18 protein-coding genes and 1 tRNA gene are annotated in these 23564 nt (G+C 36.4%); 13 read left to right on the top strand and 6 right to left on the bottom strand.

Annotated features, from left to right (window positions below):
• Positions 1-56: 56 nt before the first annotated feature.
• The 4 genes from QWY78_RS08265 to QWY78_RS08250 all read left to right on the top strand — a co-directional run bounded on the left by QWY78_RS08265 (position 57) and on the right by QWY78_RS08250 (position 9054).
• Positions 57-3608, top strand: a complete 3552-nt coding sequence (locus QWY78_RS08265) for an FIDD domain-containing protein (protein WP_290218580.1) — start codon at positions 57-59, stop codon at positions 3606-3608.
• A 182-nt stretch (positions 3609-3790) separates the two neighbouring features.
• Complete coding sequence (locus QWY78_RS08260) at positions 3791-6754, top strand: tetratricopeptide repeat protein (protein WP_290218577.1); 2964 nt, start codon at positions 3791-3793, stop codon at positions 6752-6754.
• A gap of 375 nt (positions 6755-7129) precedes the next feature.
• Entirely contained in the window at positions 7130-8905 is a 1776-nt protein-coding gene (locus tag QWY78_RS08255) for a TonB-dependent receptor (protein WP_290218575.1), read from the top strand.
• Positions 8906-8980: 75 nt separating this feature from the next.
• Positions 8981-9054 (top strand) — tRNA-Arg (locus tag QWY78_RS08250).
• Positions 9055-9164: 110 nt separating this feature from the next.
• Here the strand turns inward: QWY78_RS08250 and QWY78_RS08245 are convergent.
• Genes QWY78_RS08245 through QWY78_RS08235 form a run of 3 tightly spaced genes read right to left on the bottom strand, consistent with a single transcriptional unit; the run spans position 9165 to position 10680 of the window.
• Positions 9165-9587 carry an organic hydroperoxide resistance protein gene (locus QWY78_RS08245; protein ID WP_290218572.1) on the bottom strand — a complete coding sequence of 141 codons (423 nt, stop codon included), beginning with the start codon at positions 9585-9587 and terminating at the stop codon, positions 9165-9167.
• Positions 9584-10018, bottom strand: coding sequence for a MarR family winged helix-turn-helix transcriptional regulator (locus QWY78_RS08240; protein ID WP_290218569.1), 435 nt, complete (start codon positions 10016-10018; stop codon positions 9584-9586). The genes QWY78_RS08245 and QWY78_RS08240 overlap by 4 nt, the downstream gene beginning before the upstream one ends.
• Before the next feature lie 29 nt (positions 10019-10047).
• On the bottom strand, positions 10048-10680 hold the full coding sequence (locus tag QWY78_RS08235) for an NAD(P)H-dependent oxidoreductase (RefSeq protein WP_290218565.1): 633 nt from the start codon (positions 10678-10680) through the stop codon (positions 10048-10050).
• A gap of 199 nt (positions 10681-10879) precedes the next feature.
• Between QWY78_RS08235 and QWY78_RS08230 the strand changes: the two genes are divergently transcribed.
• Positions 10880-11056 carry a BF3379 family histone-like protein gene (locus QWY78_RS08230; RefSeq protein WP_027377988.1) on the top strand — a complete coding sequence of 59 codons (177 nt, stop codon included), beginning with the start codon at positions 10880-10882 and terminating at the stop codon, positions 11054-11056.
• 257 nt (positions 11057-11313) lie between these two features.
• On the opposite strand, the gene QWY78_RS08225 is transcribed toward QWY78_RS08230, so the two are convergent.
• Together QWY78_RS08225 and fsa are read right to left on the bottom strand one after the other, a co-directional pair.
• Positions 11314-12531, bottom strand: a complete 1218-nt coding sequence (locus QWY78_RS08225) for a porin family protein (RefSeq protein WP_290218558.1) — start codon at positions 12529-12531, stop codon at positions 11314-11316.
• A 267-nt stretch (positions 12532-12798) separates the two neighbouring features.
• A complete protein-coding gene (gene fsa / locus QWY78_RS08220) occupies positions 12799-13452 on the bottom strand; it encodes a fructose-6-phosphate aldolase (RefSeq protein WP_290218555.1) in 654 nt (217 codons plus the stop codon).
• A 219-nt stretch (positions 13453-13671) separates the two neighbouring features.
• Between fsa and QWY78_RS08215 the strand changes: the two genes are divergently transcribed.
• The 5 genes from QWY78_RS08215 to QWY78_RS08195 all read left to right on the top strand — a co-directional run bounded on the left by QWY78_RS08215 (position 13672) and on the right by QWY78_RS08195 (position 19601).
• Positions 13672-14703 carry a WD40/YVTN/BNR-like repeat-containing protein gene (locus tag QWY78_RS08215; protein WP_290218553.1) on the top strand — a complete coding sequence of 344 codons (1032 nt, stop codon included), beginning with the start codon at positions 13672-13674 and terminating at the stop codon, positions 14701-14703.
• A 2-nt stretch (positions 14704-14705) separates the two neighbouring features.
• Positions 14706-15614, top strand: a complete 909-nt coding sequence (locus QWY78_RS08210) for a sialate O-acetylesterase (protein WP_290218550.1) — start codon at positions 14706-14708, stop codon at positions 15612-15614.
• A 122-nt stretch (positions 15615-15736) separates the two neighbouring features.
• Positions 15737-17095, top strand: coding sequence for an oxygen-independent coproporphyrinogen III oxidase (gene hemN / locus QWY78_RS08205; protein ID WP_290218548.1), 1359 nt, complete (start codon positions 15737-15739; stop codon positions 17093-17095).
• Positions 17096-17263: 168 nt separating this feature from the next.
• Positions 17264-17776: a GNAT family N-acetyltransferase gene (locus QWY78_RS08200; RefSeq protein ID WP_290218546.1), complete on the top strand. Its 513-nt coding sequence runs from the start codon at positions 17264-17266 to the stop codon at positions 17774-17776.
• Between the two features lie 268 nt (positions 17777-18044).
• Positions 18045-19601 carry a bifunctional metallophosphatase/5'-nucleotidase gene (locus tag QWY78_RS08195; protein ID WP_290218544.1) on the top strand — a complete coding sequence of 519 codons (1557 nt, stop codon included), beginning with the start codon at positions 18045-18047 and terminating at the stop codon, positions 19599-19601.
• A gap of 89 nt (positions 19602-19690) precedes the next feature.
• Here the strand turns inward: QWY78_RS08195 and QWY78_RS08190 are convergent, their stop codons facing one another.
• The gene (locus tag QWY78_RS08190; RefSeq protein ID WP_290218541.1) at positions 19691-20974 is read right to left on the bottom strand and encodes an L-lactate MFS transporter; all 1284 of its coding nucleotides are present in this window, start codon (positions 20972-20974) and stop codon (positions 19691-19693) included.
• A gap of 274 nt (positions 20975-21248) precedes the next feature.
• On the opposite strand from QWY78_RS08190, the gene rlmF reads away from it, so the two are divergent.
• The 3 genes from rlmF (at position 21249) to QWY78_RS08175 (ending at position 23522) form a co-directional block, all read left to right on the top strand.
• Complete coding sequence (gene rlmF / locus QWY78_RS08185) at positions 21249-22223, top strand: 23S rRNA (adenine(1618)-N(6))-methyltransferase RlmF (RefSeq protein WP_290218538.1); 975 nt, start codon at positions 21249-21251, stop codon at positions 22221-22223.
• 63 nt (positions 22224-22286) lie between these two features.
• Positions 22287-22739: a hypothetical protein gene (locus QWY78_RS08180; protein ID WP_290218536.1), complete on the top strand. Its 453-nt coding sequence runs from the start codon at positions 22287-22289 to the stop codon at positions 22737-22739.
• A 210-nt stretch (positions 22740-22949) separates the two neighbouring features.
• Positions 22950-23522 (top strand): pentapeptide repeat-containing protein, encoded by a 573-nt coding sequence (locus QWY78_RS08175; protein ID WP_290218532.1) that lies wholly within the window; start codon positions 22950-22952, stop codon positions 23520-23522.
• Positions 23523-23564: the final 42 nt, after the last annotated feature.

Genomic DNA, 23564 nt, shown 5'->3' with positions numbered 1-23564 from the left:
AAATAGACAAAATTTTTGTTTCAATAAATAACGTATTTTTACGAAAAATTGATTTGATGCAGAAGTTTTCTTTTTTTTTATTTACCCTTCTTTTCACCCTTGGATATGGACAATCTGTTCAACTGTACAATCCGGCTGATCATGCAGTCTATCCGGCAGAGCAGTATTTTTGTGCTGGTGAGCAATTTAATTTGAAAGTAGATGCAGTTTCTAGTTCAACAGGTGACTATACAATGAGCAGCGTTTCACCGAATGATTTTGGACTTTCTGCGGGTTCAGTTCCCATTCTTTTTCCGGCTGCCGGTGCTGATAAATTCAGCGAGGCCTTTGCTATTGGTTTTAATTTTAGCTTTTATGGAAAATCGTATTCTAAAGCAGTGATGGGCAGTAATGGACGGTTGGTATTTACCAACGATGCCGAATTGGATAATCTTAAAAATAATATCATCTATACCGACCGTACTTTTAGTGGGGTTCCGGCTTATAATTCGTACTCGGTTTTACCTTCCACCGATTATAATAAAATATTTAAAACAAATCCCACGCAAGAATTAAATCTGGCGCAAATTTTCTTTGGGTATACCGATTTGGTTCCCAAGTCTGTGAATGGATCGGTGATCTATCTGCACAAGAGTGTCGTGGTAGGTGGTGTGAATGGACTTATGGTTTCTTTTCAAAATCAAATTAGGACTGATGGATTGGGTGATATTTCGAGTGCAAGTTATTACAGTTATATCTTATTATTAGAAGATGGCAGAATTGTTATTTATGTAAATAATAAAACAGAGACTAAATATAACGCGATTCTGGGTATTCAAAATGATGATGCTACCAAATTTCGGGTTCCTGTTCACAGTACAGCAGGTCAAAACTATAATAATGGCCCCTGGCGAACGGAAGGGAAGGCCTGGTTGTTTACTCCCAATCAAAATCTGACACCGGTTTTTAAATGGACCAACAATGGCTTGCTGATTGGCACCAACTCAGATACCTTAAATAATTTTATACCCGCCGATTCTGATGTTTTAAAAATAGAGGTTTCCTATATTGATCCTGATACCGGTACCCAAATTGGCGCAGCCGTTTCAGATGAGGTTATTTTTAAAAGCTTAAAAACGCCGGTAATTACAACCCTTAGTTCCACTTGTGCTCAGGTTAATTTAGAAACTGCTTTGGTGCCAAATGTAACTTATGAATGGAGGAAAGTGGGTGATCCAATTGTTTTATCAACGAGCAACGCCCTGTCGGTCACCTCCAGTGGTGATTATGTTGTTCGGATCATTCGAGTGGGTTCTGCCGGTTTATGCACCTTAGATTCAGCACCGATTTCATTGTCTTTGAATGGCAATTTTCCGCCCTTTGATAACAGTCCAAAATTTATTTGTAAAACGGATGGCAGTACCCAAACAACCGTGAATCTCTATGCTTATTATCCAGCAAATCCAGCCCAATACACTTTGAAGTTTCAGGAAAATGGAGTTGATATTTTGTCGCCAGCCAATTTTAATTTGATTGAAAATTCTACACGATCCATAACCATTATCGCAGAAAGTACTCTCACGACCGCGCCATGTAGTTTCACTGCAACATTCGATCTTACCTTTGCTTCCTTGCCTTTGAATGGTAAAGAATATAGCCCGAACATCTTATGTTTTGGCACTGATGTATTTAATCTGAGTAGTTTTGAAAATCAGTTTTTTTCAGGAAATAATTATCAATTTAGTTATTCGTTAGATGGTGGAACTACTTATCAGAAACTAAATTCAGTCAATCCGCAAGTCAACAATCCGGTGTTGGTCAAAATAAAACATCCGAGTTTTGCGTGCGAAACGGTAGTGACTTTAAAATTTATTTTCAATTCGAAAGTCATTGCCAATGCACCAACGACCCAACTTCCACCGCAGTGCGCGAGTGCCACACAGACTTTTGATTTGGCGTCTTTGATTCCTGAAATTAATGCAGACCCTAATGTTACGGTGACTTTTCATAATTCTATGGCTGAAGCGCAATCGGGTGCAAATGCGGTGAGTTATAATTTCAGAAGTGGAATGGGATATTCCACCTTATTTATCCGAGTGGTAAATAATATCACAGGTTGTGTTTCGCCTGATCATCCGTCGATTTCAATTTTGGTTTATTTAAAACCGAAATTATTGGTAACGACCCTTAATAAAAGTAATTGTACTGGAGATTCTATTTTTAATTTAACACAAAATACAAGTTCTTTAACCAATGCGCAATTACCCGTTACGGTGAATTTAGAATATTATTCCACCAATGGAACTTTATTAAATGCCAGCCAAATTGCCAATTATGATAGCGCGATTTTTGGCGTAAATCCTTATATCAAGGTGATTTACAATACAACTTGTAGTGATCAAATTCCGATTAATTTAACTTTTTTACCGAAGCCAATTTCTCTTATATCTCAAATTTTAATTTGCGCAGAAACTACTTTCTCTTTGCAAGATTTTCAGAATCAAGTCATTCATAATTCCTCGCAATATACCTTTACCGATGCTTTGGGAAATACACTTCCTGCGAATTTCGATCTTTCTATTTTGCCGAAAACCGTTCAATTTAAAATGAAAGATAAAACGACGGGTTGTATTTCCGAGGTTCAAACGGTTACTTTTATTAAAGGTGGGAATTCTGTTCTATTGACCACCATCACAGATTTTATTCTTTGTGATACCAATTTTGATGGCAAAACGACTTTTGATTTAGCTTTAAAAAAGTCAATCTTTACCACTGACGCATCTGCTACTTTTGAATATTTTAAAGATGCAGCTTTCACCCAATTGATTCCCGCAAATTATACCAATGAAATAGCATTTGCCCAAACGGTTTACCTGAAAATTACGATTCCTAATTTTTGTCCGTCTTCTGCGAGAATTGATTTAATAGTAAATACCCCGACAAAGTCCACAACACTCATCGATAAATATTTTATTTGCTTTGGGGAAACATTAACGATTGATGCTGGCTCTGAAAATCTAAGTTGGAAATGGAGTACAGGTGAAACAACCCAAACTGTAATGTTCAGCGGTGCAGGAAATTATTCGGTAGAATTAACAAATTCCGATGGATGTTCCTACACGCACAACTTTATTATTTCTGAGGAAAATCAACCAAAAATTGAAGTCATCAACCAAACCAATAATTCGATTGAAGTGATTGCAAATGGTGGTGTAAAACCGTATCGATATTATTTTAATGGGGTTGTGCAAAACTCCAACATCTTGCAGAATCCGACTGCATCATCGTACGAAATACAGGTTCAATCTGCAACAGGTTGCTTTGGGCCGCCAAAAACTGTTTATTTTATTAAAATCAACAATGCGTTCTCTCCAAATGCCGATGGATTTAATGATACTTGGAAAATAGACAATCTGGATAAAATGCAGCAGGTTTCAATCGTAATTGTTAATCGCAATGGCGCAAAGGTTTTTGAATCTACCAACCCAACAAAAACAGTGTGGGACGGTAAAGTAACTGGTCGATCATTACCAACTTCCACTTATTGGTATATGGTTTCGTGGTTTGATCCGGTCACGCAAAAAACAGAGCAGCGACAAGGTTGGATTTTGCTGAAGAATAGAAACTAAGAAAAGTTTTAAATTTTGAATCCTAATTTACGGCTTTTTGAATGTTATCCACATTTCCACAACCAACAATTTTACTTGTATAGACAATAACTTTTCCTTATTTTCGTTGATTAAATGTGGAAATCATTCTCAGGAATTTTTCATCACAATTAATTCAAAAACCTTCCGAAAATCAGGATTAAATGAATTCAAAAAAAATCTTAGTTGCAACAGCAATTTTCTATTTCGGTTTTACCGAGGCTCAGCAATCTCAATTCTTCAACGACCGCGAAAACTACCGCTTCAACTTAGCGGAAAACTTGTATCAAAATAAAATTTATAACGCTTCTCAATTTGAATATGCTCGACAGTATTTCTACAATGAAAACCTATCCTATTCAAAAAAAGAAGCTGCCCAGTTTTTCGATAATGTAATCGGCGTTATTTTACGTAAAAATCATGCGGAGCAAGGTTTAGATGCCTTCATCAAACAATATCCAAACTCAGCTTATTTTGCGCAGGCCAATTTGCCTTTGGCCGATTTTTATTTGACTCAAAAAGATTTCGGTAAAGCTTTAGAAACTTTAAACAACGTCAATCAATACCAGCTTTCAAAAGAAGAAAACACCCAATATATAACGAAAATCGGCTATGCGAAATTCATGACTGGTGATTCGCAAGGTGCCATCGAAGCCTTGGAAGAAGCGTATAAAACCACCGAAGGTTCCGATAAAAATGACATCGCGTATATGCTGGGACATTTGTATTACGCAGACGGACAAAGTGAGGAAGCTTTTACTTTTTTTGACCAGATAAATTATAATGATAAATATGCGCGTGTTGTAAAACCCTACTACGTTCAGCTTTATTTTAATGATAAAGAGTACGATAAAGCGATTGGAGAAGGAAATGCTTTACTTAATGAAAATATTTCTGCAGATTACAAAGCAGAAGTTCATAAAATGATTGGTGAAAGTTATTTTATGAAAGGCGATTACGATTCGGCTTATCCGCATTTGAAAATTTATTTGGAAAGTAAAGAAAATCCCTCGGAAAGTGATTTGTACGAAATGGGATTTGTTTCTGCGCATCTTAAAAAATATGATGAAGCGGTTTCTTATTATAACCAATTATTGAACAGCAATTCGGCAACCTCTCAAAATGCGTATTACCAATTGGGAAATGCCTATTTGGAAGTCGGTAAAAAACAGGAAGCACTTTCGGCTTTTCGTTCGTCTTACCAAATGACCTATGACGCAAAAGTGCAGCAGCTCGCTCATTTACAATATGCGAAATTGAGTTATGAACTCGGAAATCCATTTGAATCCGCTTCAAATGTAATTCAGAATTATATTTCTAAATATCCCATCAGTTCGGATACAAAAGAGATGAAATCGCTATTGGTAAAATCGTATCTCTATTCGGGTGATTATAAAGGAACGCTTGCGGCGATCGACAAAATGCCGAATTCTACGCCAGAAACCGATAAAGTGGATCAAGAAGTTTCTTATTTATTAGGAACAGAGGAATTTAATAAGGGAAATTTGGATGAAGCAGAAAAGTATTTTATGCGAAGTCTTGAATTTAATATCAATAAAGAATTTAATTCCAGAGCATTATATTGGTTGGCGCAAACCTATTATCAAAAATCAAACTATCCTTCTGCAATCGTACGTTTTGAAAAACTGAAATCCGAGAATTTCCCAGAAAAGCAACAGTTAAATTACGACTTGGGTTATGCTTATTTTAAATCAAAGAAATTTGATAAGGCCAAAGAATACTTCAAAGCCTATTTGAATAATCCCAAACCTGAATTTAAAAATGATGCAGAACTTCGTTTGGCAGATACGTATTACGCAAACAATGATTTAAACGAGGCAATTGCCATTTACGATAAAACAGAAAATGCCGACGATTATACTTTGTTCCAAAAAGCCATGGCTCTTGGATTTAAAGGGGACACTGTGGCGAAAATTGCCGAACTGAAAAAACTACTGACTCAGTATAAAAGCTCTGAATATTTTGATGATTCGCAATATGAGATTGCAACGTCTTATGCAGCAAATGACGATTTTAAAAACTCGAACGATTATTTTAGCCAAGTCATTAAAACCAGTGGAGATAAAGATTTGGTTGCCAATGCCCAAATTTATCGAGCGCAAAATTACATCGATCAAAATGAAGATTCTAAAGCTTTATCTGAATTAAAATCACTCGGAAATCAGTATAAAAACACGGCATATGCAAGTAAAATTGTTCAGGCTGCGCGTCCGCTTTTTATTAAAAACAATGATGTTTCAGGCTATCAGAATTTTGCCCAAAGTATTGGCGTTCGAATTGACGCCTCTGAAATCGATGAAATTAATCTGAACCGTGCGAAAACTTTCTATGCGAATAAAGATTACAAAAACGCTATTCCACTTTTTGAAAAATATTTAACACAAAATCCAACCGGCGAAGGTTTATACCAAGCGCAATATGAGTTGGGCGAAAGTTATTTCCAGACGCAAAATTCTACAAAAGCCTTATTGGTTTTACAGGAAGTTGCTCAGGTTCAAAACGATTATCAAGAAGATGCGCAGACAAGAATTGCACAAATTTTTATCGCGCAGAACAACAGCAATGAAGCCAAAAAATATTTGGTTTCACTTTCCAATTCTACCAATGTAAATGTGAAAAATTTCGCGAATGTAGAATTAATGAAAATATACGCTGCCGAAAAAGATTTCAAAAAAGCAGAAACGTTGGCTGATATGGTTTTGCAAAATCCAAAAAATTCGGCCTCAGTTAATGAATTGGCGAAAGTGATTAAAGCCAGAAGTTTGATGAACAACGGAAAAGATTCAGAAGCAAAAACCGCCTATTCGGCTTTAGAAAAATCTTCAAATACCGAAGTGGCTGCCGAAGCTTTGTATGCAAAAGCATTTTTTCAAAACAAAGGTAAAGCCTTTAAATCTTCCAATGAAACCATTTTTAAACTGGCCAATAATTATGCTTCTGAAGAATATTGGGGAGCAAAATCTTTGGTTTTGATGGTGAGAAATTACATTGGTTTAAAGGACAATTACCAAGCGAGTTATACGGCTGATCAGATTATGGATAATTATGCTGATTTCCCCGAGATTGTAAGTGAAGCGAAAGATTTAAAAAAACAAATTAAAAAGTAGTCCTCACCCTAAATCCCGCGCCAAAGTAGAGGGACTTGAGGCTTGAAAAAATGGAGTTTTTTTCAATGCAGGCCCGAAACAAGGTTGAGCCACGAAGTGGCGAAATAAAATAGCAATGGGCAAAGCCCATTGAATCTAATAAGAGAAATTTAAAATGTCAAGAGCCACGAAGTGGCGAAATAAAATAGCAATGGGCAAAGCCCATTGAATCTAATAAGAGAAATTTAAAATGTCAAGAGCCACGAAGTGGCGAAATAAAATAGCAATGGGCAAAGCCCATTGAATATGATTAAAGAAATTAAAAATGTTAAAAGCCACGAAGTGGCGAAATAAAATAGCAATGGGCAAAGCCCATTGAATCTAATAAAAGAATCAATGAATAAGAGCATTCAACATCTATTTTTCCTTGGATTATTATTTTCCTCGACAGCAGTTTTTTCGCAGATTAAAGAAGAAAAACTGATTTTGGATCGGCAACGCGAACCGGAAGTAAAGAGAATAGAAAAGAAAAAAACCTCCATCGAAGCGGAGAAAAATTATCCACCGGAAGAAAAATCTGCGAACCCGCCAACGTACGATATTACCAATGTTCCGGCCTCATCTGATTTTAAAACTTCTTTAATTCAAGGTGAAGATATTTCGCCAAAGTTTGATGCAGATTACCACAATAATTATTTCCAACTCGGTATGGGGAATTATGGTAAAATTTTGGCCGATGGAAATATTTCTACCAAATTAGAAAGTGGAATGGAAGTCGGTGGCGATGTTCATTTTCTTTCTACCACTGGTTTGAAGCAAGTATATGCTTGGGATTCTAACCAAAGCACTGCTAACTTCGGCGCCTATTTAAATTCTTACGGAGCAAAAGGCAAGTTGAGTGTGAATGCAGATTATGGTTTAAACGATTATAATTATTACGGAATTTATGCAATAACTCCAGCTTCAAATATTGATTTAAAACAGAAAACCAACCGGTTTAAAGTCAATGGTTACTACGATTTTTACTCCAATGACCTTCTGAATGATGTCCGACTTAAATCTTCTTTCTTAAGTGATCATTTTGGCACGAAGGAAAATCAGGCAGAAATTTTGGTGAATTTATCGAAGCATGGCGTAGAATTGCCAAGTTTTGATGATGTGAGTTTCAATGCGGACTTGGGATTAAATTTAGAAACCGTAAAATCTGATTTTGATTTATTGAACAAAAATTCGTCTCAGTTCTTTAATGCGACTTTAGCACCGAAAATGACTTTATTTAAAGGAAAATCTTATTTAATGATTGGTTCTGATTTTTCATTTTTAAATGCTAAAAATTCTAATTTAGTTTTGGCAAAGCATGGTCAAAATAGCAAAACGTATTGGTTTCCAAAAGCAGAATTGCAGTATGCGGCCGCTGATGAATTTAAGTTTTACGCCGGAATCGAAGGTGGTTTAAAACTCAATACCTATGCTAATTTACTGGAACAGAATCCTTATTTGGTTTCTGATCAGGAATTGCGTCCGACGGAAACGAAATATAAATTCTACTTTGGTTTACGTGGTGACATTGATCAAAACATTAAATATGATTTCAGCGGAGGATTTGGAAAAATGAATGATATTTTGTTCTTTCGCGCCAATAATTTATTTACCTATGATGTCGATGGTAATCGTCCGGCTTATGACTTTGCCAATACATTCTCGGCAGTGTATGATAATGGAACAGTGAGTGAAGCCAAAGCCAGTGTGCAATATTTTCCGTTGGCAAATCTTTCTTTTGATGCGGAACTTAAATTTGAAAAATACAACCTCGATAACAATGCAAATATTTTTAACAAACCATTGGTAAGAGCAAGTTTGGGTGGGAAGTATTCGATGTTGGATAAAAAATTGAACCTTGAAGCAAAAGCAATTTTTGCAACGGACCAAACAACCAATTCTTTTGAAGTGAATAATAATGGAATTAATCCGAGTATTTACCTCAGTTCCGAAGACAAAAATGACAAAGTTGGCGGATTTGCTGATATAAATTTGTCCGCAGAGTACAAAGTTCACAAAAAATTCAGTATTTTCGCACTCGGAAATAATTTACTCAATACCCAGTATCAAACTTACAAAGGTTATAAAGTTTTGGGAGCACAGTTTTTGGGTGGAGTGAGAATTATTTTCTAGCGTATTTGAATGGATAGTAATTGAGTGTTTCAGTTAAATTTCTCAAAAATTCACCACTCCAAAACTAAAAAATTTGGCTGCGTAGTTCAACTGGATAGAATATCAGATTTCGGCTCTGAGGGTTGGGGGTTCGAATCCCTTCGCGGTCACTTAAAAACGGCAAAACTTTAATGTTTTGCCGTTTTTGTTTTTAAGCTAATTATAAATTGATTTGAATTTTAATGGTGAAATGAATGGGTTTCTAAAGCAATCTTTAAAGTTAATGATTGGTCACCGCCATTTTAACCTCGATATTGTTTCGTGTCGCATTGGAATACGGACAAACCTGATGTGCTTTTTCAACCAAAGATTTTGCTTCTTCTAAAGAAACACCCGGAACATTCACCTCCAATTCTACCGCCAAACCAAAGCCGCCGTTTTCTATTTGGCCAATGCTTACTTTGGCAGTCACCATCGTTTCTCCTGTTTCTATTCTGGATTTCTTAAGCACCAAATTCAAAGCGCTGTCAAAACAGGCGGAATATCCGGCAGCAAAAAGCATTTCTGGATTGGCAAAATCATCACTGATGCCACCTAAAGCTTTTGGCGTTCTGACCTCCATTTCTATAATTCCGTTGTCACTTTTTACGTGACCATCTCTGCCGCCTTTTGCGGTAACACTGGTGGTGTATAATTTTTTCATTTTTCTATTTTATTTAAAATTTTATCGACTGTAGTTTTAAGTTCTGCCAAATCATCTGCGGATATATTAAGTTTCTCAACCATTTTCCCAGGAATTGCACAAGCTTTCATTTGTAAATTTTTTCCTTGCTCGGTTAATGAAACCTCAACAACGCGTTCATCTTCTTTTTTTCGATTTCGTTGCAGAAGAGATTTTACTTCTAATCTTTTTAATAGCGGTGTTAATGTTCCGCTGTCCAGATATAATTTTTCGCCGATCTGATTCACGGTTAAGCCATCATTTTCCCAAAGTACCATCATCACTAAATATTGAGAATAAGTAAGGTCTAATTCATCTAAAAACGGACGATACATGCCGGTAATTTCTTTCGCAATCACGTAGAGTGGAAAGCAGATTTGATTTCCGAGCTTGGGTGTATTTGGGTTTTCCATAGGATGGCTTATTCACTTTATTTATTGGTTTATTTCTGAATAATAAATTCCTCCATCGGAATTCTTACTTTTTTCATATGAGATAAGAAATCTTTTTCCAAATCTCGATAGCCTAGATAGAGTAGTGTAACGCTCTTTAACCCCAATTCTTTTAATCCTAAGATTTCATCTACGACTTCGTTACTGAAACCTTCCGCGGGGGTACTATCGACCTTTAGTTCTGCAGCTTGTGCCATGGCTAGCCCTAAAGCGATATAGGTTTGTCTTGCGGTATGTGCAAAATTTTCTTCAGCCGTTTGCGCACCATAAATTTGTTTTAATTTGTCGGTATAACTGCTGAATCTGCCTTTTGGTAGGTCGCGTTCTTCCGTATGACGATCGTAAACTTCATCGATTTTCTCATCGGAATAACTGTCCCAGGCAGCGAAAACCAAAACTTGGGAGCAGTCTTTCATCACTTCGGGATTCAATGTCCCCTTTACCATCTTCTCCTTTAAATCCTGATTTTCGACCACGATAATACGGAAGGGCTGTAGTCCAGAAGAAGTTGGAGCCAAACGAGCCGCCTCTAATATTTTTTCTAGATCTTCTGCCGAAACTTTTTTCGTAGAATCATATGCTTTTACAGCATGTCTCCATTGTAAATTTTCTAATAATGACATTATATTCTTTTTAAATTTTACTACTTTTCAAATGCAAATATAGCAAACAATTATATTGTGCGCAATTTAATTTGAAGATTTGTATTATGAACTTTTAATTGAGGACTCTTTAAAAAAGCGTTTTTAACTGAAATTTTTTCCTTTCATATTAGGCTAAATCCATGATAAATCATATGTTTGCAGACTAAAATTATATATTATGAAAGAACTTATTGAAAAAATCAACGCTGAGTTTGAAACATTCACCACAGAATCAACGCAACAAGCGGAAAAAGGAAACAAAGCTGCAGGGACTAGAGCTCGTAAAGCTGCTTTAGAATTGAGCAAATTGTTCAAGGATTTCAGAAAAGTTTCTGTAGAGGAATCTAAGAAATAAGACCCATTGAACCAGCTTTTAGCTGGTTTTTTTTATGAGTTTATACAACAACCGAGTAGATTATGGCGAGCCCTTGTAAAAGATTTCACAATTTTTTCACTTCAGACTTCCCCTAAAAAATAAACCCTAGAGGCTGATTTATAAAAATCAACCTTTTAGAGTATAGATCTCTACAATCTGATAAGAAAAAGTTTACCTCAAAAAACCGCCAAATAAAGTTAGGCGGTTTATTTTGGAAAGAGTATATACGGTTTTATTTAAAGGAAATTGTAACTCAGTATAAAGGACAGGGCTTTATAATTGGTTCGATAATCAACAAAACTTGAAGTAATATTTGACGATGTGAAATACCTCACTTCAGCTCCGAATTTGTTATTGAAATTATAGCCCGCTCCAAATGCGATATTAGGTTTGGTTTTAATTTCATAGGTGTTGTAAACGTATCCTTCAAAACCCTTCTGTTCTATTTTTGCATCCATTGCTGCATCAATCACAACGACACCATTTATAAATATTTTTGATTTTTGATTGATGAAGAAATAGTGTCGCAAACCAATTGGGAATTGTAACGATTGATATTCGATGGTACTAACATAGATTTGGTCGGGGAGTGATGCCCAACTTTTATAAACTTCGGAGCGGTAAGTTCGGTAGGTAGGCTCCAAGATAATAGACCATTTATTTTTATTAAATGGTAAAACGTACTCTAACTCTACACCAATCCCAAAATCATTTTTGCTTTCAAATTTAGTTTCAAAAACAGGCGACGGTTTTTCGGTTTCGGCATCAGATATAGTTAATCTAGGACGAACACTTACATTAAATTTACCTTTTCTTTTAGTAGCTATTACTGGTTGATAGTCTGGATTATTACAGTTGTTGTATTGTAGAAATACCTTTTCCAATGCATTTTTTTTATAAGTCATGTTGTCTATTGACGAATCTTTAATACCTGTACACCCAAGCATATTTTTAAGTTGCTCTTTGTAAGCGTCATTATACGCAATCGAGTATTTGTCGTGTAAATAAGGTTTATGAATCAGTTGGATGATATTTTCCGTGCCCCTTTTTATAAAAAACCGGGTAAGATTACCATCGGTATATTCGTATAAAGTTGCATCACCACTTACAATTTCTTTTAGAAAAAGTTTCTCTTTTATAAACGTAGGCTCCCGCTCATCGCTCATTTGATCAAGGTTAGATGGAGACCGGTCGATGTCTACCATACCCGATACATATTTAGACTGATTATAGACTTCAAACAACTGAACCTGATCTACAGAAATACGCTTGAGCTGATCTTCTGCATTTAGTTTGTAGTCAATTGCTGAGGGGTTATTTTTCCAGTCAACATTTTTAATGAGAACTTCGTAGTGTTCACCAGTGTTTGTAATGAAATATCCTTTTTCAAACCTAATTTGAGAATAGGTAAAAAGAGACGCAAAAAGTAAAAATAATAAAGGTAGTTTTTTCATATAATCTAATTTTATCAATGGTTTGTTACATGTTCTTATAAAAACTAAATTACACAAAATATTTGAATTGATGCCACTTTTATTAGTGCCGTGTTCATGATTTTCATAAGGTCATGATTTCGTATTCTATAGCAATATTGTTCAGAAGATTTTGGTGATGAAAATGGAATACTATATTTCATTACTACGAGCATCTTTATTATTGTTACCATCAAAAAACCGCCTGATTTCGCAGGCGGTTTTATAATGAATAAGAGCATAATCTTCTTATCCTAATTTTTTTGCATCCGCTACAAACTGTGCCAGACCTTTATCTGTTAAAGGATGATTTAATAAATTCAGGATCGAATCCAACGGAGAGGTTATCACATCTGCCCCAATTTTCGCACAGTTGATGATGTGCATTGGCGAGCGAATCGACGCTGCTAGGATTTCAGTATCAAACATATAATTGTCAAAAATAATTCTGATTTCTTCAATCAAATTCATTCCGTCCACCGAAATATCATCTAATCTTCCTAAGAATGGAGATACATAATTTGCTCCTGCTTTTGCGGCTAAAAGCGCTTGCCCAGCAGAGAAAATTAAAGTGCAATTGGTTCTTATTCCTTTATTTGAAAAATATTTCAACGCTTTAATTCCGTCTTTAATCATCGGGATTTTTACGACGATATTTGGGTGAATTGCAGCCAATTCATCACCTTCCTTAATCATTTCTTCATAAGTGGTGCTCAGAACTTCGGCAGAAATATCGCCATCTGCAATTTCGCAAATGGTTTTGTAATGGTTTAGAATCGCTTCTTTTCCGCTGATCCCTTCTTTAGCCATTAATGATGGATTGGTCGTTACGCCATCTAAAATTCCTAAATCCTGTGCTTCTTTAATTTGCTCCAGATTTGCAGTGTCGATAAAAAATTTCATATTACTTTTGTTTTTACAAAGGTAAGATTTTCGGCTTCAATTAAAAAGTGATTTTTGTTCATCTAAAAAATGCCTGCAATCATTTTTAATTTTTAAGGGTATTGCTTTTGAAACAAATCAAACCCAAATTATTCGGTTTTACTTCATGAATTTTTCGAATGCTTGCTTTTTTAAATTATTAATGTGGAATAATTTTTTAATTTAATTAATTTTGTAGGAATGAAAAAAATGATACGACTGTTCGTTATTCTCGTGGGTGCAAATTTTTTGTTTGGGCAAAAAGTAGAAATTCAGACTTTATTAAAAGATAATATTTCAATCCGTGCCTTACAAATTTACGATGGCAAAGTCTGGTATGCTGGTACGCATTCTAAATTCGGATTTGTGAGCATAAAGGATTCTGCCGATAAAAAACAAATTAAACTCTCTGCAAAAAATTTACAGTTTCGTACCTTAGCTCAGAATGATACCGATTTTTACACCATCAATATTGATATTCCTGTATATGTATTTCGTATCGACAAGAAAAATTTGAAAGCGCAGATGATCTATGAAGACGAGTTTGAATCTGCATTCTATGACGCATTCATATTCGATGATCATAATCGGGGATTAGCGATCAGTGATCCAACTCCCACGGGCTTTCTCAATGCACTTATTTTTAAAAAGACCCAAAAACATCCAACAAAAGTTATTTTAAAGGATGATCAGCCCTTCTATTTTGAAAAAGAAGCCCATTTTGCGGCTAGTAATTCAAATATTGCCATGAGGGGAAATACCGTGTGGATTGCCAGCGGCGGAACTCATGCAAGAATTTTTAGATTTTCTTGGAATAATCCCAAAAAATGGTCGGAATTTAAAACGCCATTTATTCAAGGAACTTCTTCCCAAGGAATATACTCCATCGATTTCTTTAATGAAAAATTCGGTGTTGCAGTTGGCGGTGATTATACCCAACAAGCAGAAAATAGTAACAATATTGCCACCACCAATGATAGCGGCGAAACCTGGCAAATTCAAGCGTCCGAAAAAAATGGAGGCTATAAAACCTGCGTAAAATTTCGCCCGAAATCCAACGGAAAAGACCTTATTGCTGTTGGTGATCAGCAGATCGAATTCTCTGAAGATTACGGAAAAACTTGGAAGATAATTTCTGATGAAAAAGGCTTATATGTTTGCGAATGGATCGATGAAAATACCTTGGTTTTCGCAGGAAAAAATAGAATTATAAAAATGAACCTAAAACTTTAAAAATGAAAAAATTCAACTTCGTACTCTTCACGATATTACCCTTGTTTGTATTCTCTCAAAAAATTAGAGTTTTCGTCTTGGCCGGACAAAGCAATATGAATGGTTTTGGTTTTACCAAAGATTTACCTGATGATCTAAAATCATTCAAAGATGTTTATATCTTTCAAGGCAAAGCTGTGGCTGATCATGAACCAAATGGAGGCGTAGGAAAATGGGAAATTTTAAAACCTGGGCACGGGCATCAATTTACCACCGATGGAAAAACCAACAAACACTCTGATCGGTTCGGTCCAGAATTATCTTTTGCTAAGAGATTAAAAGAATTATACCCGAAAGATAAAATTGCAATCATTAAATATGCCAGGGAAGGAACATCGATAGACAGTCTAGCACGCGGGCCATTCGGATGTTGGGATTCTGATTATTTTGGAAAAACCGGCGGAAATCAATTTAAACACTATTTAAACACAGTCCAAAATGCTTTTCAAAAAATAGATTTTCAGAAGAATGAAGAAGTGGTAATGAACGGAATTATTTGGATGCAAGGCGAAGGCGATGCAAGCTATACCGAAGAAATTGCGCAAAATTATTATGGTCATCTAGTTACTTTGTTTAAAGGATTTCGAGCCAGTTTGCGCGATGCAGAAGTACCCGTCGTGATTGGGAAAATCTCGGATTCGGGCAAAGATCCAAGCGGAAGAGTTTGGAAAACAGGAGAACTTATACAATATGCACAAGAGAAATTTGTGGCGCAAGATAAAGCCGCCGCTATTGTTAGATCAACCAAAAACTATGGTTATGGCGATGATCCTTGGCATTATAATTCAGCCGCCTACATCGATTTGGGGAAAAATTTCGCTGATGAAGTGCAGGCGTTGATTCAGAAAAAAGAAGCTGTGGTAGGAAAATAATAATACAACGATGTCATTTATCAATCGTAGAAAATTTAGGTTTCATTTAATTTGAGTTAAATTTGCACCAGAAAATTCCAATCGGAATTCCCGTGTTTTTATTAAAAAAAATTGACAAATAAATGAATTCTTTAATCGATAAATACAATATTCCCGGCCCACGCTATACCTCTTATCCAACCGTTCCTTTTTGGGACGATGCAAGTTTTACCAGTGATCTTTGGCAGCAATCAGTCTTAAGAAGTTTTAATGAAACCAATGATTCCGAAGGGATTTCTATTTATATTCACTTGCCTTTTTGTGAGCAGCTTTGCACCTTTTGTGCCTGTCACAAGAGAATTACCAAAAAACATTCCGTAGAAACTCCGTACCTCGAAAGCGTTTTGAAAGAATGGGATTTATATGTAAAACTATTCGGAAGAACGCCCAAAATTAAGGAACTCCATTTGGGTGGTGGCACACCCACTTTTTTTTCTCCTGAAAATCTCAGAATTTTATTGGACGGAATTTTTGCCAAAGCAGAAATCGCCAAAAATCCAGAATTTTCTTTTGAAGGCCATCCCAATAACACCACTCGTGAACATTTACAAACCTTGTATGATTTAGGTTTCCGTCGGGCAAGTTTCGGCGTACAGGATTACGATTTGCAAGTACAGAAAGCCATCAACAGAATCCAGCCTTTTGAAAATGTGAAAAAAGTAACAGAAATGGCGCGTGAAATTGGTTACAAAGGGGTTTCGCATGATTTGGTTTTTGGACTACCATTCCATACTTGGGAGAAAATGGAGTACACCATTCGAAAAACGTTGGAATTAAAGCCAGATCGTTTAGCGTTTTATTCGTACGCGCATGTCCCTTGGATTAAAGGCGTGGGACAAAGAGGCTTCGACGAAAATGATCTACCAAGTGGCGAAGAGAAAAGAAAATTGTACACCAACGGAAAAAAATTATTAGAAGAATTAGGCTATATCGAAGTCGGCATGGATCACTTCGCTTTGGAGCATGATGATCTTTATCAATCCATGGTTTCAGGAGATATCCACCGAAATTTCATGGGTTATTCCTCCAGTAAAACCCAATTGATGGTAGGTTTGGGAATGTCGGCAATTTCTGATTCTTGGTATGCATTTGCACAGAATAATAAAACGGTTGAAGAGTATCAGAAGATAGTAGAAGAAGGAATTATTCCAGTGGTAAAAGGCCATGTTTTGAATCAAGAAGACTTAACCATCAGAAAACATATCTTAAATATAATGTGTCGCTTGGAAACCGCTTGGGACGTAAAAACCACTTTCCCGGAAATAGAAAATGCCTTAGAAGTTTTAAAAGAAATGGAAACCGATGGTTTGGTAGAAATTGCCAATAACACCATAAAAATTACCGAGAAAGGCCGCGCCTTTACCCGAAATGTTGCCATGACTTTCGACCTCAGAATGCTGCGAAACAAACCCGAAACCCGTATTTTTTCAATGACGATCTAACGAAGTTTATAGAACAAAAAAATAAGCGGCTTGAAAAAGTCGCTTATTTTTTTAATTTAAAAGTACGCCCAGCTTGCTGTTTTTCTTAGCTTACGATCTGCACAGCTCCAGCATTTCAATCAGATTATAATTATCTTTACCAAAACAATTTACATTTTACCTTACACAATGACGATAACGAACAGCACTAAGGATGATATTCCAGAAATTTTTAGATTGTATACACTCGCAACCGATTATCAAAAAATCACCTTTCCAGGAAATGTTTGGCCAGCATTTGATCACGAATTTATCGCTACTGAAGTGCTTCAAAACAGGCAATTTAAAATAGTGATCGATCATAAAATAGCCTGCATTTGGGCCATTACTTATAATGATGCGCAGATTTGGGAAGAGCGCGAAAACAATGATGCCATCTACCTTCATCGCATCGCTACCAATCCGGAGTTTAGAGGAAATAATTTTGTAAAAATCATTGTAGAATGGGCGAAAGATTTTATCAAAAAAGAAAATAAAAAATTCATCAGAATGGATACCTGCGGTCAAAATGATCGGTTAATCAACCATTACAAAAATGCGGGCTTCAATTTTTTAGGCATGAAAAAACTGAAAGACGCCTCACAATTGCAGGAACACTATCAAAATGCCGACGTCTGTTTTTTCGAAATAAAACAATCATAAATAATTCAACTTTCGCCCGCAAAGAAGATTTTTTATTTTAATTTGGGCGTGTCTTTTCTTTTTTTGCCACAGCCGTTCCCTCGAAAAAAGAAAAGTCGGTCTCCGGTTCCCACTTTTTTGCTCCACTGCGTTTCGCAAAAAGAGTTTCACCTACGCCCTCACGCAGGGTAGTTCTGCCTTACCCAGGTTTTGCTTTGTAATCCTTTACCCCAAAATATATTTGCCGAACTGGTTAATTAGTAATAACTTGTGTCTTAAACTTATCATAATGAAAACGAGAATTCCATTTTATGCCTTGGTTTTTGCGCTCACTTTATCATCCTGTAAAACCGTAAAAACTGCTTCACCATCAACCACTGATGATGGGAAAATTACGGTAACATTTGTCCAAATTAATGATGTTTACGAAATCGCGGCAACCCAAGGTGGCAAAATTGGCGGCGTTGCCAGAGTGGCTACTTTAAAAAAAGAAGAATTGGCAAAAAATCCCAATACTTTTATGGTGATGGCGGGCGATTTTCTAAGTCCCTCTGTTTACAACAGTTTAAAATTTGAAGGAAAACGGATTAGAGGCCGACAAATGGTGGAATCATTAAATACTGCAGGTCTAGATTTTGCCGTTTTTGGGAATCACGAGTTTGATATTAAAGAAGACGAATTGCAAGATAGAATCAATGAATCCACCTTTACGTGGATTGCCTCCAATACGTTTCACAAAACGCAATCGGGCGTGGCACCTTTTATAAAAACCAATTCCGCAGGAAAGGAATCTTTTCCACAAACCTATATTTTAGATGTGGAGGATCAAGACGGCACCAAGGCGAAAATTGGATTTATCGGGCTGACTCTTCCGTTCAATAAAGCAGAGTACGTAAGCTATACCGATGAATTTGAAGTTGCAGAAAAATTATACCACCAGCTAAAAGATTCCTGTGACGCAGTGGTCGCAATTACCCATCTCGCCGTTGCCGAAGATCATATTTTGGCGCAGCGCGTTCCAGGCTTGTCCTTAATTATGGGTGGACATGAACATGATATGCAATTCAAAAAAGTGGGTAACATTTATATCACCAAAGCGCATGCAAATGCTAAATCGGCATATGTAAATTATTTAACGATTGATGTAAAAAATAAATCGACCTCCGTAGTTCCAGAATTGCGGATGTTGGATCGTTCCACCGCTCAAGATCCCGCAACAGCACTCATTGTAAAAAAATGGATGGACATCGGTGATACCAATTTTGCTGCCTTAGGATTTAATGCACAGCGCATAATTCGGGACGAAGGAGAACCGTTAGATGGCCGGGAAGAAATGATTAGAAGTGGAAAAACAAATTTGACGCGAATTGCTGTGGCTGCGATGGAAAAAGCGGTGCCAACCGCTGATGTGGTGCTTTTAAATTCCGGTTCTATCCGGGTGGATGATATCATTCAGATGCCGGTGACAGAATATGATATTATTCGAACTTTGCCCTATGGCGGATCAATTATGGAAGTTGATATGAAAGGAAGTCTCCTCATTCAGGTCTTAGAAGCCGGAAGAAATAATGTAGGCTCCGGCGGATTCCTTCAATATTCTTCAGCAGTGGACTATCATCCAGAAAAAAGCGGTTGGACTTTAAAAGAAGTTGCGATAGATCCTAAAAAAAACTATCACGTCGCGCTCGCCGATTTCTTAATGACTGGTGGTGAAGCAAATATGGGCTTTTTAAATAAAGACCATCCGGATATCATTAAAATTTATCCTACTTCCACCAGTGTGACAGATCCAAGGTCAGATTCCCGCTTGGCAATCATTAAATATATGGTAGAATTAGGCAAATAGGAGCTGTTTTTAATCGATTTTAATTCATCTTTTAAATAGTCGCTGCCAGAAAAAGTGATTTCGTATAAGGAGAATAAGGTATTATAATTTTATTTTTTTTGGCTCATGATGGAGGTGTTGCTTAATCTTAAACTGATAATAAAGCCGATTCCTAATAAAACAATTCCTGTCAGATACGTTCTGGAGCCGATTTGCTCCGGGTTTTGGGTGTGAGAATCTCGAATAAATGCGGCGATTTGTGGCCCGACAATTCCGCCCATTGACCAAGCGGTGAGCATAATCCCATAAATAACAGGCATCAATTTTTCGTGAAAAACATCGAGAATAAATGAAGGCATTGCGCCAAATCCACCACCATAACAAAGCAGAATGTAGCAAACCACGGCACCAAAAACCCAAGGATTGCTGGTAAATATTAATACGATGAAAACGATTATTTGGGAGCCAAGAATCAGTCGAAAAACCTGGATTCGCCCGAGGTAATCTGAAAGTCCACCCCATAGAAATCGACCCAAACCATTGAACAAAGAACTGATGGCAATGAGCGTTGCACCTGTCGCAGCAAGAGATTCTGTATTGATCGTGGGGTTTTCCCTCAAAATTAAATCCTGCATCATGGGCGACTGCATACTGATCAACATAATTCCAGCTGATATATTAAAGAAAAAAACCAACCACATGCCCAGAAATTTTGGTGAAAGTAAGCTCTTCCTAACCGTTAGATTATTTTCAACTTCTTGATTGTTTTTATTTGCTGTCGGAGGCGCATAGCCTTTCGGAACAAATCCTTGAGGTGGATTCTTCAAACACCATGCGGCAGGAATTCCTAAAATCAAAATAACACCGGAAATGTAAATAAATACGTGCATCAAATCTCCTTCAGCGCTTTTTATAAATAGAGGAGCAATAATTTTCGACATCACCAAAGCACCCAAACCAAATCCCATGACAACCATTCCGGTAATCAGTCCTTTTCTATCAGGAAACCATTTGGAAACAGTTGCGACTGGCGTTACATAACCTAAACCCAGCCCCATTCCACCAATGAAACCGAAGCCCAAATAGAAAAGCGGCAAACTGTTTATAGACATTGCATAAGCGCTGACCAAATAACCTAATCCATAAAATAGGACTCCAAAGGTTGCCAGTTTTCGAGGCCCATATTTGGGGAGAATCATTCCACCAATAGCAGCAGCTAGCCCTAGAAAAAGAATGGCAATACTGAAGATCCACATTGTTTGCACGTTGGTCCAACCATATGCAATCATGATGGGTTTTTGAAAAAAACTCCAAGCGTAAACCGTTCCTAGTATGACCTGGAGAAGCGTTCCCATCATCGCAATAAACCAGCGATTTGAATGTTTTTTAGCCATTAAAAATCTTTTATTTTAATAATAAATTAGCCGCTAAATTTACTTCTATTTCCTTACAATTAAATTTTGTACGCTATGATTTTTGTTTCTATAGCCTTTAATTATAATGACCACTTTAAATAAAGTAAAATCGTTGTCAAACGAAGGTATAATGGTGGAAATATAAAGAACGCAGGAAGTTTGTTAGGTTTCCAACCTACTTTTTTCGTTCTTTGCAAATAAGAAATTTTGCAGTAGCGTTACGCTAGGTCTCCTTCAAAAAATACCCTAAGTTATGTCCACAGAGAAAAATACATCAGAAAAAATAAGACTTCATCCAAGAAATATAAACCGCGAGCGCTATGATTTAGAGGCGCTTAAAATCGCTGTGCCTGAATTGTCTGCACACCTAACCATTAATAAATATGGTGTTGAATCGGTTAATTTTGCCAATCCTTTAGCGGTAAAATTACTCAACAAAGCCTTGTTAAATCATTATTACGATATTAAAAACTGGGATTTTCCGGATGAGAATTTATGTCCGCCCATTCCTGGCAGAGCTGATTATCTGCATTATATGGCTGATCTATTAAGTCAAAGTAATTTTGGTGAATTGCCTTCTGGTGAAACCATTAAAGTTCTAGATATAGGTGTTGGCGCCAGTTCTATTTACCCAATTATTGGTGTTTCCGCCTACGGTTGGGATTTTATCGGAACTGATATTGAGCCGAAATCGATTGAGGCGGCCAAAAATATTGTCAGTTCAAATTCAATATTAGAAGGAAAAATAGAAATTCGCTTACAGGAAGATTCACAATATTTTTTTAAAGGAATAATCAATAATGATCAAAAATTTGATTTTTCAATGTGTAATCCACCTTTTCATTCTTCGACCGAGGAAGCGCAAAAAGGAAGTCACCGTAAAGTGAAAAATCTAGCTGGTAAAAAAACCGTCCGACCAGAACTTAACTTTGCTGGCCTAAGCAATGAACTGATTTGTGAGGGTGGCGAGTCTCAGTTTATTCACGACATGATTAGCGAAAGTCGGGAATTTGCGCAGAACTTTTTTTGGTTTTCGACTTTGGTCTCGAAACAATCGAATCTAAAAGGAATTTATAAAGCATTGAATGCGCTTGAAGTAGTGCAAATTAAAACCATTCCTATGGGAACAGGTAATAAATCAAGCCGGATTATCGCGTGGTCGTTTTTAACCAAAGAAGAGCAAAAGGTGTGGCGTGAAAAAAGATGGAGAAAATCGGTGGAACTATAGTCAATGACCAAATTATTTATTGACGAGTATAATCAATTTTAATTTTTAATTTTCGAAATCAAAATGAAAAACAAATTTTTTATTTTAGCGATAATTTTAGTAACGGTTTATTCTAAAGCGCAAGATAATTCCAAAAATGGGAGCAGTCAGATAAGTGGTGTAGGAGTTCCGCGTAGTACAGCAAATCCTAATACACCCGTAATTTTCGAAAACGGGTACCTAAATTATACGCTGGAAAAAATTCAGCTTAAAGATAGTGCTATTGCTGTAAATGAATTGCGTTTTCACGCTGTAAGTTCAGCGATGAATACGAAAAAGGTAATGTTTGAACGGTTTGGGAAATGGAGCAAAGAAATTAAACCGTCTGCAGAAAGGCATCCTATTTTAGTGTGGGAAAAAGTAAAGCTTTTTGATGATGATGTAAATCTATACACCGTTTATTGCGATGGCAAAGAGAATTGGACGGAAATGTACGCCTCTGTTTTAATTTTTGATGCGCAGCAGAGAGATTGTTAAAATGAGACCAAAGCTGATCCGTCAAGATTTATTGCTTATTTTTCTGAAGGGATTATCAATGTAAACAAAGACAAAAGCTTCGAAAAAGTCTATGGGAAGACGGTCAAGTCGTTAAATAAGAAAAAGTAAATTGCCTTAAAGCTCCTGATAAATTGGCGACTATTCTTGCTAGACCGCTCCGAAAAAATAATTTGAAATAAGGAAATATCAATGTCACAGAATTCACAAAATCAAAATTTTAACAAACTAGATTTTACCCATACTTCTTTTCTTAAAGGAGAATATGAAAGCTGTGTTTTTAGAAATTGCAATTTTGAAGAAGCAAATCTCAGTGAATTCAAATTTTTGGATTGTGAATTTCAGGAGTGTAATTTCAGCTTGGCGCTTTTGCACGGAACGGTATTGCGAGAGGTGAAATTCATTGGCTGTAAAATGCTCGGACTGCAATTTGAGACTTGTAACGATTTTGGACTTTCGTTTTCTTTCGAAAATTGCCAAGTGAATCATTCGACTTTTTTCCAAATGAATATCAAAAAAACTATTTTTAAAGATTGCCAATTGCGTGAAATCGATTTTTCAGAATCCAATCTGACTCAAGTTGTTTTTGATCAATGTGATCTTGCTCAATCTATTTTTATAAACAGCATTTTAGATAAAGCAGATTTTCGCACTGCCTACAATTATTCTATCGATCCCGAAAAAAACCGCCTAAAAAAAGCCAAATTCTCGCTGATGGCAATCTCCGGCCTTTTAGATCAATACGATCTTGTCATTGAAAACTAAAAATTAATTTCGATCTTTTTTTTATTTGTTAGATTAGGCTAA

Origin of the sequence: Kaistella yonginensis (genome assembly GCF_030409525.1) — a bacterium.
Taxonomy (GTDB): domain Bacteria; phylum Bacteroidota; class Bacteroidia; order Flavobacteriales; family Weeksellaceae; genus Kaistella; species Kaistella yonginensis.
This window is presented reverse-complemented; position numbering and strand designations above follow the sequence as displayed.